This window comes from Pseudomonas sp. FG1 (assembly GCF_034313875.1).
Taxonomy (GTDB): domain Bacteria; phylum Pseudomonadota; class Gammaproteobacteria; order Pseudomonadales; family Pseudomonadaceae; genus Aquipseudomonas; species Aquipseudomonas veronii.
The window spans coordinates 354648-368439 of the sequence record NZ_JAVIWP010000001.1 but is presented as its reverse complement, the minus strand read 5'-3'; the positions used below and the strand labels follow the sequence as shown (position 1 = coordinate 368439).

General features: G+C 61.4%; 13 protein-coding genes. 7 read left to right on the top strand and 6 right to left on the bottom strand.

Annotated elements, in window-relative coordinates:
• Position 1: 1 nt before the first annotated feature.
• Positions 2-1336 carry an MFS transporter gene (locus RGV59_RS01635; protein WP_046482183.1) on the bottom strand — a complete coding sequence of 445 codons (1335 nt, stop codon included), beginning with the start codon at positions 1334-1336 and terminating at the stop codon, positions 2-4.
• Between the two features lie 210 nt (positions 1337-1546).
• Here RGV59_RS01635 and quiC point away from each other — a divergent pair, with 210 nt between their 5' ends.
• Together quiC and RGV59_RS01625 are read left to right on the top strand one after the other, a co-directional pair.
• The gene (gene quiC / locus RGV59_RS01630) at positions 1547-3445 is read left to right on the top strand and encodes a 3-dehydroshikimate dehydratase QuiC (RefSeq protein WP_126586231.1); all 1899 of its coding nucleotides are present in this window, start codon (positions 1547-1549) and stop codon (positions 3443-3445) included.
• Positions 3446-3526: 81 nt separating this feature from the next.
• On the top strand, positions 3527-4192 hold the full coding sequence (locus RGV59_RS01625) for a TetR/AcrR family transcriptional regulator (RefSeq protein ID WP_017848290.1): 666 nt from the start codon (positions 3527-3529) through the stop codon (positions 4190-4192).
• 64 nt (positions 4193-4256) lie between these two features.
• Here RGV59_RS01625 and RGV59_RS01620 read toward each other — a convergent pair whose 3' ends face one another.
• Positions 4257-5105 carry a shikimate dehydrogenase gene (locus RGV59_RS01620; protein WP_126586229.1) on the bottom strand — a complete coding sequence of 283 codons (849 nt, stop codon included), beginning with the start codon at positions 5103-5105 and terminating at the stop codon, positions 4257-4259.
• 5 nt (positions 5106-5110) lie between these two features.
• Positions 5111-5551 (bottom strand): type II 3-dehydroquinate dehydratase, encoded by a 441-nt coding sequence (gene aroQ / locus RGV59_RS01615; protein WP_102616974.1) that lies wholly within the window; start codon positions 5549-5551, stop codon positions 5111-5113.
• 273 nt (positions 5552-5824) lie between these two features.
• Between aroQ and RGV59_RS01610 the strand changes: the two genes are divergently transcribed.
• On the top strand, positions 5825-6253 hold the full coding sequence (locus RGV59_RS01610) for a hypothetical protein (protein WP_046381972.1): 429 nt from the start codon (positions 5825-5827) through the stop codon (positions 6251-6253).
• Positions 6250-6687 carry a DUF2442 domain-containing protein gene (locus RGV59_RS01605; RefSeq protein WP_126586227.1) on the top strand — a complete coding sequence of 146 codons (438 nt, stop codon included), beginning with the start codon at positions 6250-6252 and terminating at the stop codon, positions 6685-6687. Before RGV59_RS01610 ends, RGV59_RS01605 begins: the two co-directional genes overlap by 4 nt.
• A gap of 6 nt (positions 6688-6693) precedes the next feature.
• Here RGV59_RS01605 and trmA read toward each other — a convergent pair whose 3' ends face one another.
• Both trmA and RGV59_RS01595 read right to left on the bottom strand, forming a co-directional pair.
• Positions 6694-7773: a tRNA (uridine(54)-C5)-methyltransferase TrmA gene (gene trmA, locus RGV59_RS01600; RefSeq protein ID WP_046381974.1), complete on the bottom strand. Its 1080-nt coding sequence runs from the start codon at positions 7771-7773 to the stop codon at positions 6694-6696.
• Positions 7770-9065: an NCS2 family permease gene (locus tag RGV59_RS01595; protein ID WP_017848284.1), complete on the bottom strand. Its 1296-nt coding sequence runs from the start codon at positions 9063-9065 to the stop codon at positions 7770-7772. Before RGV59_RS01595 ends, trmA begins: the two co-directional genes overlap by 4 nt.
• Before the next feature lie 222 nt (positions 9066-9287).
• Between RGV59_RS01595 and RGV59_RS01590 the strand changes: the two genes are divergently transcribed.
• Positions 9288-9734, top strand: a complete 447-nt coding sequence (locus tag RGV59_RS01590; RefSeq protein WP_046482566.1) for a DUF4879 domain-containing protein — start codon at positions 9288-9290, stop codon at positions 9732-9734.
• Between the two features lie 48 nt (positions 9735-9782).
• Here RGV59_RS01590 and RGV59_RS01585 read toward each other — a convergent pair whose 3' ends face one another.
• A complete protein-coding gene (locus RGV59_RS01585; protein ID WP_126586225.1) occupies positions 9783-11021 on the bottom strand; it encodes an MFS transporter in 1239 nt (412 codons plus the stop codon).
• A gap of 317 nt (positions 11022-11338) precedes the next feature.
• On the opposite strand from RGV59_RS01585, the gene RGV59_RS01580 reads away from it, so the two are divergent.
• The gene (locus RGV59_RS01580) at positions 11339-12778 is read left to right on the top strand and encodes a cytochrome ubiquinol oxidase subunit I (protein WP_017848281.1); all 1440 of its coding nucleotides are present in this window, start codon (positions 11339-11341) and stop codon (positions 12776-12778) included.
• Between the two features lies 1 nt (position 12779).
• A complete protein-coding gene (cydB, locus tag RGV59_RS01575) occupies positions 12780-13787 on the top strand; it encodes a cytochrome d ubiquinol oxidase subunit II (RefSeq protein ID WP_017848280.1) in 1008 nt (335 codons plus the stop codon).
• The last annotated feature ends 5 nt before the right edge of the window (positions 13788-13792 follow it).

Below are 13792 nucleotides of genomic sequence, written 5' to 3'. Positions count from 1 at the left end.
ATCAGGCGTCGACCCTGGGAATCTTGCGCGGTGCCATGAAGTACATCCAGGTCAGCGCGATGAAGTACATCGCCGGGATCAGGGTGAACAGCACGGTGTAGTTGTTGTTCGTCACGGTCAGGATGTGGCCGACAATCTGGGTCATGAACATGCCGCCGATGGCCGCGCACATGCCGCCGAAGCCGAATACCGTACTCATCATGTGCTTGGGCGTGTAGTCCATCACCAGGCTCCAGATGTTGGCGGTCCAGGCCTGGTGTGCGCCAATCGCCAGGGAGATGGCGAACACCGCGACCCACAACTGGCTGGAGCCGGCGGCCATGATCACCCCGATGATGCAGCAGGCGAACAGCAGCATCGACAGCAGCCGCGCCTTGATCGAATTCATCCCGCGGCCGATCAGGAACGACGACAGAATCCCACCGCCCACGCTGCCGAAGTCGGCGGTCAGGTAAATGATGATCAGCGGGATACCCATCTGCGTGACGTTGATGCCCAGGTTGTATTGCTGGTTCAAGAACGGCGGCAGCCAGTACAGGTAGAACCAGAACACCGGCGCGGTCAGCGAGTAGGCGATGGCGAAGGCCCAAGTGCCGCGCATGCGCAGGATGCGGCTGAAGGGGACGCGGGGCTGTTCCGGTTCGACTTCCCGTTGGATGTAGTCCAGTTCGGACTGCTTAACCGTCGGATGCTCTTCCGGGTTGTAGTACTTCAAGCCCCAGAACAGCAGCCAGATCCCACCGAGTGCCGACATGCACAGGAACGCCGCTTGCCAGCCCCATACGTGCAGGATCAACGGCAGCAGCATCGGCGTCATCATCGCGCCGACGTTGGTACCGGCGTTGAAGATGCCGGTGGCCACTGCGCGCTCGCCGGCAGGGAACCACAGGCGAGTGGTCTTGACGCAGGCCGGGTAGTTGGCGGCCTCGGTCAGCCCGAGGATGAAGCGGCAGACCATGAAGCCGACGGCCGAGGTGGCCAGGCCATGGGCGCCGGTGGCCACGCTCCACAGCAGCACCGCGCAGAAGAACACGCGCTTGACACCTACGCGGTCGATCAGTCGGCCTTGCAGCACAAAGCCAATCGCGTAGCCGACCTGGAACCAGAAGTTGATGTTGGCGTAGTCCATCGCCGTCCAGCTCATTTCTTTGGCCAGGATCGGTTGCATCACGCCGAGGGCGGCGCGGTCGATGTAGTTGAGTGTGGTCGCGAAGAACACCAGGGCCAGCATGCCCCAGCGAGTTTTACCGACGGCCATTGCACCGCGGATCTTGTCGCCGATGCCGGCGTGCGGATTGGCCGGGCGCGCAGCCAGGACGGAGTTTTGCGAAGGCATGAGGGTTTACCCGTTTTTGAAATTTTTATGGTGTGTTCTGGGTTTTGTTACGGAATCGATGGTGCGCAGTGGCTAAAAAATCGTCAATTCGCCAATGGCCATTGTGTTCGATAATCGCCCTGAAAACTAACTGGTTCGTACATTTCAATTGCTGCATTAGGCTAGGGGGCGAATAATTTACTGTAAATAACAATTGCCGGGAGTCGCCCCATGCAACGTTCCATCGCCACTGTTTCCTTGAGCGGCACCCTGCCGGAAAAGCTCGAAGCCATTGCCGCCGCCGGGTTTGATGGGGTCGAGATTTTCGAGAACGACCTGTTGTATTACGACGGCAGCCCGCGGGAAGTCAGGCAAATATGCACTGACTTGGGCCTGGCCATCACCTTGTTTCAGCCGTTCCGCGACTTTGAAGGCTGCCGCCGCGACCGTCTGGCGCGCAACCTGGAGCGCGCCGAGCGTAAATTCGACCTGATGCACGAGCTGGGCACCGACCTGGTGCTGGTGTGCAGCAACGCCTCGGCCGATTGCGTGGGCGATGAACGTATTCTACTCGATGACCTCAGCCTGCTCGCCGAACACGCCGGCCGTCGTGGCTTGCGCATCGGCTATGAAGCGCTGGCCTGGGGCCGGCATGTGAACACCTGGCAGCAGGTGTGGAACCTGGTGCGTCAGGTCGATCACCCGAGCCTCGGGGTGTTGCTCGACAGCTTCCACACCCTGTCGCTCAAGGGCGACCCGAGCGCCATCGCCGAGATCCCCGGCGACAAGATCTTCTTTGTGCAGATGGCCGACGCACCGATCCTGGCCATGGATGTGCTGGAGTGGAGCCGACACTTCCGTTGCTTCCCCGGCCAAGGCGAATTCGACCTGGCGGGTTTTCTCGCGCCGATCATCAAGAGCGGCTATACCGGGCCGCTGTCCCTGGAAATCTTCAACGACGGCTTCCGCGCCGCGCCAACCCGAGCCAACGCGGCGGACGGCCTGCGCTCGCTGCTCTACCTGGAAGAGAAAACCCGCCAACGCCTGGCGCAGGAACGCCCTGCCGTACCGCTGGATATTCTCTTCGAAACCCCGCCCGCCAGCGAATACGACGGCATCGAGTTCCTTGAGTTTGCCGTGGACGAAGACCTCGGCGCCAAGCTGACCCAATGGCTGGAGCGCCTGGGCTTCGTCAAGGCCGGCCAGCATCGCTCCAAGAGCGTCAGCCTGTTGCGTCAGGGCGATATCAACCTGATCCTCAACTGCGAGCCCTACTCCTTCGCCCACAACTTTTTCGAGGCGCATGGGCCGTCGCTGTGCGCCACCGCGATTCGGGTCAAGGACAGCGCCAAGGCCCTGGAACGGGCGGTGGCCTACAAGGGCCAGCCGTATCGTGGCCTGGTCGGGCCGAACGAACTGGAATTGGCGGCGGTGCGCGCGCCGGACGGTAGCCTGATTTACCTGGTGGACCCAAGCGAAGGCGTATACGACACCGATTTCAATCTGCGACCGGGCGCTGCCACCAGCGGTGGGCTTTTGCGCATCGACCACATGGCGATGGCCTTGCCTGCCGACAGCCTCGACAGCTGGGTGCTGTTCTACAAGAGCTTGCTGGATTTCGAGGCCGATGACGAAGTGGTGCTGCCTGATCCGTATGGCCTGGTGAAAAGCCGTGCGCTGCGCAGCCGTTGCAGCTCGATTCGTTTGCCGCTGAATATTTCCGAAAACCGCAACACCGCGATTTCCCACGCGCTGTCGAGCTATCGCGGCTCGGGTGTGCATCACATTGCCTTCGACTGCGCGGATATTTTCGCCGAAGTGCGCCGGGCCAAGGAGGCGGGTGTGCCGCTGCTGGATATCCCGCTCAACTACTACGACGACCTGGCGGCGCGCTTCGATTTCGACGACGAGTTCCTCAGCGAGCTGGCGTACTACAACGTGCTGTACGACCGCGACGCCCAGGGCGGTGAGTTGTTTCATGTGTACACCGAGCCGTTCGAAGGGCGGTTTTTCTTCGAGATCATCCAGCGCAAGCATGGCTACGCCGGCTACGGTGCGGCCAATGTGGCGGTGCGTCTGGCGGCGATGGCCAAGTCGCGCAGTGGTGCGGTACGCCAGGCACGGTTGTGACGGCAGGGCCGGTGCTTCCTTCGGGGCGCGCCGCGGCCCATAATCGCGGCCTGCACAATAAAAAACGGCCGTGAGCGCACCATGACCTTGACTCCCGATCTCTCCGCAGTGTCAGACGCACCGCGCAAGAGTCGCAAGAACAACCCGGAAAAGACCCGCGAAAACATACTGCAAGAAGCCATTGTCGAGTTTGTTCAGCAGGGCCTGTCCGGCGCTCGCGTGGATGCGATCGCCGAGCGTATCCACACCTCCAAACGCATGATCTATTACTACTTCGGCAGCAAGGAGCAGTTGTACGTCGAGGTGCTGGAGAAGCTCTACGGCGATATCCGCAACACCGAATCACGCATGAACCTCACGGCCCTGGAGCCGCGCGAAGCGATCAGTCGGCTGGTGGAGTTCACCTTCGATCACCACGACCGGAACGTGGATTTCGTGCGTATCGTCTGCATCGAAAATATCCACAATGCCGAGTACGTGAAGCGCTCCGATTCAATCAAGGCGATGAACAGCAACATCCTGGATGCGCTGGGCACGACCTTGCGCCGTGGCGCCGAAATGGGGCTGTTCCGCGAGGGGCTGGAGCCGCTGGACGTTCACCTGCTGATCAACTCATTCTGTTTTTACCGCGTATCCAACCGCCATACGTTCAGTGAGATTTTTCAGATCGAACTGTCGGACGAAGCCGTTAAGCAGCGGCATCGACAGATGATTTGCGAGTCGGTGCTGCGTTACCTGCAAACCTGAGGTTGGCGCGGATTCACGGTGGGAGGGGCAAACACCCTCCCACATTTGGATGCGATTTTGGCCGTCAGCTGTTCATGCTCTGGAAGTGCGCCAACATCCTGTGTGCATCCGGCACCACGCCACTGAACAATTCGAACGCCTTCACCGCCTGAAATACTGCCATGTTGCCGCCATCCAGAGTGCGGCAACCCAAGGCGCGGGCGTTGCGCAGCAGTTCGGTTTCCAGTGGGAAATACACGATTTCCGCGACCCACAATTGCGCGTGCAGCAAGGCCGGTGGCACGGGCGTGCCGGGCAGTTTGGCCATGCCCATCGGCGTGGTGTTCACTAACCCGTCGGCCTCGGCCATGGCGTTTTCCAGATGGGTGCCGACCTGGGCCCGTCCCGGGCCGAAACAGTGTGCGAGGTTATCCGCCAGGTCCTGGGCGCGGCTGGCGTCTACGTCGAAAATGCTCAAGTGCTCAACGCCTTCCGCCAGCAGCGCATGGGCCACCGCCGCGCCTGCGCCGCCGGCGCCCATCTGGACCACGCGTCGCCGAACGACATCCTGCAAGTTGCGCCGGAAACCTTCGGCGAACCCCAGGCAGTCGGTGTTATGGCCGATGCGTTTGCCCGCTTTGAACACCACGGTGTTGACCGCCCCAATGCCCCGGGCCTCGTCGGACAATTCATCGAGTAGAGGCAGGATCGCCTGCTTGCACGGGTAGGTAATGTTCAACCCGGTGAAGTTCATCTGCTCGGCGGCCTGCAGCAGGTCGGGCAGGGCATTGATGTCCAGCTGCAGCGGTTCCAGGTCGATCAGGCGATACAGGTAGCGCAGGCCTTGGGCGTCACCTTCCTGTTCATGCAGGGCGGGCGTGCGGGAGGCCTGGATGCCGGCGCCGATCAGGCCGGCGAGGACGTGCGGTTTCATCGGGCTCATCCTTTCACCGTGCGGCTGAAATGTTCCAGGGCCAGGTGATAGCCGTGGCTGCCAAACCCGGCGAGTACCGCCTTGGCGATGGGCGACACGAACGAGTGATGACGAAACGCCTCGCGCGCATGCACGTTGGATAAATGCACCTCGATCACCGGCACTTCACTGGCCACCAGCGCATCGCGAATCGCCACCGAGGTGTGGGTCCAGGCCGCCGGGTTGATCACGATACCGGCGCAACGGGCGCGGGCGCCGTGAATCCAGTCGAGCAATTCGCCTTCGTGGTTGGTTTGGCGAAATTCGATGGTCAGCCCCAGTTGCTCGGCACTGCGGCCACACAGCGCGGCGATGTCGGCCAGGGTTTCATGGCCATAGGTGGCGGGCTCACGGGTGCCGAGCAGGTTGAGGTTGGGGCCGTTGAGCACCAGCACGATGGGCGGCATAAGGGGATCTCCACAGTTATTGTTCGTTGTGCGGATAAAATGTACTGAATGGTTAATTTGGTCAATCGATGGCGGTAGATGTGTTCGATTATCGAACCGTTAATCAGTGAGACCGGGCATTTCCAGGTGCTGCCATGAGTCGTTACAAGACCGTATTCGACGGTTTGCCCGCTGTTACTACGCTGTGAAAAACGCCCTGATCAAGGAGCCGGTTGTCGGGTGATGCATGGAAAAGTGTTACCCGGCGGAAAATAACCTAACGGATGGGTTACGATGAAAGTAGGCACTTACAAAGGACATGTGATTGCGGTGTTTCTCAGGGATGAGCATTGCCCGCCTCACGTGCATGTCAGGGGAAAGCAATGGGATGCGCGTTTTCGTTTCAGCTTTCTGGATGGGCGAGTGGAGCTTTGGGATGTAGACCCCGAACGGCGGCGGCCACCCCCCGGGATTCTGGAGGGCATTCGCCAGACGTTGATGCAGCGACACGTCCTGGCTCGTGTACGAAGGATCTGGTGGGAAAAACTGCAAACGGTTTGCCTGGAGAACCATTCCTGGGATTGGGACGCCGACGAGGTGGTGCCGGGGTTGATCATTCGGCGTGGCGTCTATGTGATTGCAAACGCCCGACACGATGTGGCGGGGCAGCGAACCCTTTTGAATCTGGTCAGGGCGCCAGATTGTGTGGAGATTGATCTATGAAAGTCGTAAAAGCCAAAACTTTGCCCGATGTACCGATCACTGAGGCCGATATCGATAAGGCCATAGTGCGGGGGCGCAAACTGAAGCGTGTGTACGCCAATGCCTGCTCGGTGCGTTACGAGGATGACTGCATCTCCATCGGCTTCAGCGATGGCAGTCGCATCATGTTGCCGGTGGCCGGTCTTCCGGAGTTCGAAGGGTTTTCCACGCAGGACTTCGAGCAATTGGAGGTCGGCTTTGGCGGCAAGGCGCTGTGCTGTGAAGCCCGCGACCTGCATGTTTCCATCACCGGCCTGATTGCGACCAGCCAGCCCTTGATGGATCTGGCCGTGAGCCTGGTGGCGTCGCACAACGGCCGTAAAAGCAGCGCGGCCAAATCCGCCGCCGCCCGAGCCAATGGCAAGAAGGGCGGTCGGCCGCGCAAGGAGCCGTAAGGGAGGTTATCGACGGGTCAACAGCACCCCGGACTCCATATGGTGCGTCCATGGGAACTGGTCGAACATCGCGCATTGGGTAATCCGGTGCGTGTCATGCAGTTGCGCAATGTTCGCCGCCAGGGTTTCCGGGTTGCAGGAGATGTAGAGGATGTTGTCGAAGCGCCGGGTCAGTTCGCAGGTGTCCGGGTCCATGCCGGCGCGCGGCGGGTCGACGAAGACGCTGCCGAATTCGTAGCTTTTCAGGTCGATGCCGTGCAGGCGTCGGAACGGGCGCACGTCGTTCAGCGCTTCGGTGAGTTCTTCGGCGGAGAGGCGCACCAGGGTGACGTTATCCACTGCGTTTTCATCGAGGTTGCTCAGGGCTGCGTTCACCGAGGTCTTGCTGATTTCGGTGGCGAGCACGTTGCGCACGCGGGTGGCCAGCGGCAGGGTGAAGTTGCCGTTGCCGCAGTACAGCTCCAGCAGATCGTCCGGGCGATCGCCGAGTGCGTCGTATGCCCAGTTGAGCATCTTCTGGTTCACCGTGCCGTTGGGCTGGGTGAAGGCGCCTTCGGGTTGGCGATAGCTGAAGGTGCGGCCACCGACGTCGAGTTTTTCCACCACGTAGTCATGGCCGATCACATCGCGTTTGCCCTTGGAGCGGCCGATGATGCTCACGTTCAAGTCGGCGGCCAGCTGGTTCGCGGCGGTGTGCCAGTGCTCGTCCAGCGGGCGGTGATAGCACAGGGTGATCATCGCGTCGCCGGCCAAGGTGGTCAGGAACTCCACCTGGAACAGCTTGTGGCTCAGGGCGGCGCTGGCTTGCCAGGCGGCCTTGAGCTGCGGCATCAACTGGTTGATGCGCTGGCTGGCGATGGGGAACTCGTCGATCAGGATCGGCGTGCGCTTGTCGTCCTGGGAGAACATTGCGTAGTGGCGTTCCCCTGCTTCGCGCCACAGGCGGAATTCCGCGCGCAGGCGGAAGTTCTGCAGGGGCGAGTCGAAGACCTGAGGCTGTGGCGCGTCGAACGGTGCCAGCAGGTCACGCAAGCGCGTGACCTTGTCTTGCAGTTGAACGGTGTAGCTTGCGGCGTCAAAAGTCATGCGTTGAACCAGCCCAGCTTGATCACAAACAGAATCGACAGAATCACCAGCGCCGGGTTCAGCTCACGGTAGCGGCCCGAAAGCAGCTTGATGGCGGTCCAGGCGATGAAACCGAAGGCGATGCCGTTGGCGATGGAGTAAGTGAAGGGCATCGCCAGGGCGGTGATCACCACCGGCGCTGCAACAGTGATGTCATCCCAGTCGATTTCCGCCAGGCCCGAGGTCATCAGCACGGCCACGAACAGCAACGCCGGTGCAGTGGCGAAGGCCGGTACGCTGGAGGCCAGTGGCGAGAAGAACAGCGCCAGCAGGAACAGGATCGCGACCACGACCGCGGTCAAACCGGTGCGGCCACCGGCACTCACGCCCGCGGCGGATTCGATGTAGCTGGTGGTGGTCGAGGTGCCCAGCAGCGAACCGGCCATGGCGGCGGTGCTGTCGGCGATCAGCGCACGGCCCATTTTCGGCATGTGGCCATCCTTGTCCATCAACCCGGCGCGCTTGGCCACGCCGATCAGGGTGCCGGAGTTGTCGAACAGGTCGACGAACAGGAACGCGAAGATCACGCTGACCAGGCCGATGTCCAGCGCGCCCTTGATATCCAGCTGCAGGAAGGTCGGGGCCAGGGACGGTGGCATCGAGGTCACGCCGCCGAACGGGGTCACGCCGAGCAGAATGGAGACAATGGTCACCGCCAGGATGCCGATCAGCACCGCGCCGCGTACCGCGAGGGCTTCCAGCGCGACGATCAGCGCGAAACCGAGGGCGGCGAGGATCGGTGCCGGTTGTTTCAGGTCGCCCAGGCCGACCATGGTGGCCGAGTTGCTCACCACGATCCCGGCGTTGTGCAGGGCGATCAGCGCCAGGAACAGGCCGATACCGGCAGCAATCGCCGAGCGCAGGGGCAGGGGGATGCTGTTGATGATCCATTCACGGATGCGGAAGATCGACAGCATGAAGAACAGCACCGCCGAAATGAACACCGCCCCCAGCGCCACTTGCCAGGTATGGCCCATGTGCAGGACCACGGTGTAGGTAAAGAAGGCATTGAGGCCCATGCCCGGCGCCAGCGCGATCGGGTAGTTGGCGATCAAGCCCATCACGGTCGAACCGATGGCCGCTGCCAGGCAGGTGGCGACGAACACTGCGCCCTTGTCCATGCCGGTTTCGCCGAGGATGCTCGGGTTCACGAACAAAATGTAGGCCATGGCCAGGAATGTCGTGATGCCCGCGAGGATCTCGGTTCGCACGTTCGTGTTGTGTGCTTTGAGTTGAAACAGCTTTTCCAGCATGCCTGCTCCCTGTGACGCTATGTTGCGTCGTTATTTGTTGACCTCTAAGTCAAAGCACAAATTGCGCCAAGCGCCTGTGGTTTCAGAGAGGATCGGAAAAAGCGGCGCATCATACCAGCAGCCGAGGCCGTGTGGCGCACGGGCTTGGCTTTGTGGCGCATGGCTGTGAATCATGGCCTTGAGGCATACTGCGCCGATGTTTAATTCAGGGTCATCGACAGCATGAAAAAAGCCAACCGGTGGAGTCTAGCTCTGATCGCTTGTATCAGCGCGTGGTTAGGTGCGGCACCGGCGTGGGGCGCGACTGCACCGGCCTTGAGCGAGGTGCGGGTGTTCAAGGTCGAGTCGGCCGGGTGTGTGGAAACGATTCCGGAGCGCTCCCAGAGCACACAGATGTGTACGCACCGTGGGCCCACCCAGGTGTCGGTGATGGAGGTTGGCCTGGGCAACAACCCGATGGGTCGCTTCAATGGCGCAGTACTCAACGGGCAACGCACTGCGGTGTGCCAGGTCGGCAACGTCAGCCAGGCCTGCAATGGCGCGGGCACGTTGATGGGCTACATCTATGTGTTCGACCTGAATGTCGAAGCCCAAGGCTGGTTCGAATACAGCAACACGTCGATCAACGCGCCGCGAAATACCTTGAATACCCAGCTCAATATCCGCTGATCAATGGCCCTGAACGTCACGGATATCCGCACCGGCTGGTGGTGAGGTTCAGCCCTTGGCTTCGTCCAGCGGCACATGCATGCGGTCGCGGTGAGCCAGGGTCGGGAACAGTTTGATCCACGTCCCGGTCACCACCAACGTGCCGATCCCTCCTATGACCACGGCGGGCACGGTGCCGAACCAGTGGGCGGTGATCCCGGATTCGAACTCGCCCAGTTGATTCGACGCGCCGATAAACAGGCCGTTGACCGCACTGACCCGCCCGCGCATGTCGTCCGGGGTTTCCAATTGCACGAAGGATGCGCGGATCACCATGCTGATCATATCGGCGGCGCCCAGCACCACCAGCACCGCCAGGGAAAACCAGAACGAGGTGGACAGGCCGAAAGCGATAGTCGCCACCCCGAACACTCCGACGGCGGTAAACATCACACGGCCCACGTGTCGGTCGACCGAGAAGCGCGCCAACCACAACGACATCAACAGCGCGCCCACCGCCGGCGCCGAACGCAGCAGGCCCAGGCCCCAGGCGCCGGTCAGCAGGATGTCCTTGGCGAACACCGGCAGCAACGCGGTGGCACCGCCGAGCAGCACGGCGAACAGGTCGAGGGAAATCGCTCCGAGGATGTCCGGGCGGCTGCGGATAAAGCGAATCCCGGCCAGCAGCGAGTCCATCGTGGCCTTGGCCTTGTTCAGCGGCGTCTGGCGCGCGGGCAGGTTGAGGGTCAGCGTGCAGGCAATGAGGTACAGCACCACGGTCGGGCCATACACCCACACGCTGCCGAACGCATAGAGCAAACCGCCGAGGGCCGGGGCGACGATGGTTGCCAGTTGCTGGGCCGATTGCGACGAGGCCACGGCGCGCGGGAACAGCGTGCTGGGCACGATGCTCGGGAGCAGCGCTTGGGTGGTGGGCATTTCAAAGGAGCGCGCGGCGCCGAGCAGGAAGGCGAGGATAAAGATCATCTCGCGGGTCACATTGCCGGTCAGGCCGCCAATGGCCAGGGACACGGCAATCAGCGCCTGCACGGTCTGACAGATAGCCGCCACCTTGCGCCGATCATAGCGGTCGGCCACATGCCCGGTGTGCAGCATGAACAGCACGCGGGGAACGAATTCCACCAGGCCGACCAGGCCGAGGTCCAGCACGTTGCCGGTCAGTTGATAGAGGTTCCAGCCGATGGCCACGGTGAGCATTTGGAAGCCGCTGGCGGTGAAGATCCGCGCCAGCCAGAACGCGATGAAAGGGCGGTGGTGACGCAACAGCAACGCGGTTTCATTGGGCATCGGGAGTTCGGGCCAGCGCGGTAGGGAAGCCCGAGATTAGCATCAAGCTGTAACAAACAGTTGCAGAAACTGCGCTGAGGCAAGCTGTCACGCGGCAAAAGACCACACAAGCCAATTACCAAAATGGGACTACTCTTTTGACTGTGATTGATCCAGATCAAAGCTATTTCAGGATTTGTTCTGGCGGCCGCAAGGCCTGACTCCCTACGTGGTTGGTAAAAAAAGAAACGAATTGAAATTCGCCACACTCCATATCCGTGGGGGCAGTGGATGCGGCCTCCAGCCAGCATTCGGTATTACCTGACAGAGGAAGACTTATGTTCGGTTTGGAGGCGCTAGATCTCGCCCGAATTCAGTTCGCGTTTACTATCTCGTTCCACATCCTGTTCCCGGCGATCACCATCGGCCTTGCGAGTTACCTTGCGGTGCTGGAAGGCTTGTGGCTCAAGACCCATAACGATACCTACCGTGACCTCTACCATTTCTGGTCGAAGGTCTTTGCCGTCAACTTCGGCATGGGCGTGGTCTCCGGCTTGGTCATGGCGTACCAGTTCGGCACTAACTGGAGCCGCTTCTCGGACTTCGCCGGCTCCGTCACCGGGCCGCTGCTGACGTATGAAGTACTCACGGCCTTCTTCCTCGAGGCCGGTTTCCTCGGCGTGATGCTGTTCGGCTGGAACAAGGTGGGGCGCAAGCTGCACTTCTTCGCGACCGTGATGGTGGCCGTCGGCACGCTGATTTCGACCTTCTGGATTCTCGCTTCCAACAGCTGGATGCAGACTCCCCAGGGCTTTGAAATCATCGACGGCCGCGTGATCCCCACGGACTGGCTGGCCGTGATCTTCAACCCCTCGTTCCCCTACCGCCTGATGCACATGGCCACGGCGGCGTTTGTGGCGACGGCGTTCTTCGTCGGTTCTTCGGCGGCCTGGCATTTGCTGCGCGGCAAGGACAACCCGGCGATCCGCAAGATGCTGTCGATGGCCATGTGGATGGCGCTGATTGTCGCGCCTATCCAGGCAGTGATCGGTGACTTCCACGGCCTCAACACCCTGCAGCACCAGCCGGCGAAAATCGCCGCGATCGAAGGCCACTGGGAAAACATCGGCAACGAGCCGACGCCGCTGATCCTGTTCGGCTGGCCCGACATGAAGGCGGAAAAAACCAAGTACGCGGTGGAAATTCCCTACCTCGGCAGCCTGATCCTGACCCACTCCCTGGACAAACAGGTACCGGCGCTCAAGGAGTTCCCGCCTGAGGACCGCCCCAACTCGACCATCGTGTTCTGGTCGTTCCGGGTCATGGTCGGCCTGGGTTTCCTGATGATCTTCACCGGCCTGTTCAGCCTTTGGCTGCGTCGGGGCGGCAAGATGTATACGTCCCGGCCGTTCCTGTACCTGGCGTTGTGGATGGGCCCATCCGGCTTGATCGCGATTCTCGCCGGTTGGTTCACCACCGAGATCGGCCGCCAGCCGTGGGTGGTCTACGGGCTGATGCGGACTGCGGATGCGTCCTCCGGGCATAGCCTGGCGCAGATGAGCATCACCCTGGTGCTGTTCGTGGTGGTGTACTTCGCGCTGTTCGGCGCTGGTTTGGGCTACATGATGCGCCTGGTGCGCAAAGGCCCGGTGGCCCACGACGGCATCGAGCCAACCCACGGTGGCCCAGGCCAGAAACGCACACCGGCGCGGCCGTTGTCGGCGGCCGATGACGGCAGCGATGACGATCACGTCGACCTCCAGCATAAGGGGCATTGAGATGGGTATTGATCTTCCGCTGATCTGGGCCGTGATCATCATCTTCGGCATCATGATGTACGTGGTCATGGACGGTTTCGACCTGGGCATCGGCATCCTCTTTCCGTTCATCCCCGGCAAGACCGACCGTGACGTGATGATGAACACCGTCGCCCCGGTCTGGGACGGTAACGAAACCTGGCTGGTACTGGGCGGCGCGGCATTGTTCGGCGCGTTCCCGCTGGCCTATTCGGTGGTGCTGTCGGCGTTGTACCTGCCGCTGATGCTGATGCTCATCGGGCTGATCTTTCGCGGCGTGGCCTTTGAGTTCCGCTTCAAGGCCAAGGACCACAAGCGTCACCTGTGGGACAAGGCGTTCATCGGCGGGTCGCTGGCGGCCACGTTCTTCCAGGGCGTCGCGTTGGGTGCGTTCATCGACGGCATCCCGGTGGTCGATCGCCAGTTTGCCGGTGGCTCACTGGATTGGGCGACGCCGTTCACGATGTTCTGCGGCGTGGCGCTGATCGTGGCCTACGCGTTGCTCGGTTGCACCTGGCTGATCATGAAGACCGAAGGCAAGTTGCAAGAGCAGATGCACAACCTGGCGCGGCCATTGGCCTTCGTGGTGTTGGCGGTGATCGGCATCGTGAGTATCTGGACGCCGCTGTCGCACCCGGAAATCGCCTCGCGCTGGTTCACTCTGCCGAACCTGTTCTGGTTCCTGCCGGTGCCGATCCTGGTGCTGGTGACCATGTATGGGCTGATCCGCGCCGTGGCGCGCAACGCGCACTACACGCCGTTCCTGCTGACGCTGGTGCTGATCTTCCTCGGCTACAGCGGCCTGGGGATCAGCCTTTGGCCGAACATCATCCCGCCGTCGGTATCGATCTGGGACGCTGCCGCGCCGCCGCAAAGCCAGGGCTTCATGCTGGTGGGCACGTTGTTCATCATCCCGTTCATCCTGGGCTACACCTTCTGGAGCTACTACGTGTTCCGCGGCAAGGTCACCCATGAAGACGGTTATCACTAGGAGGG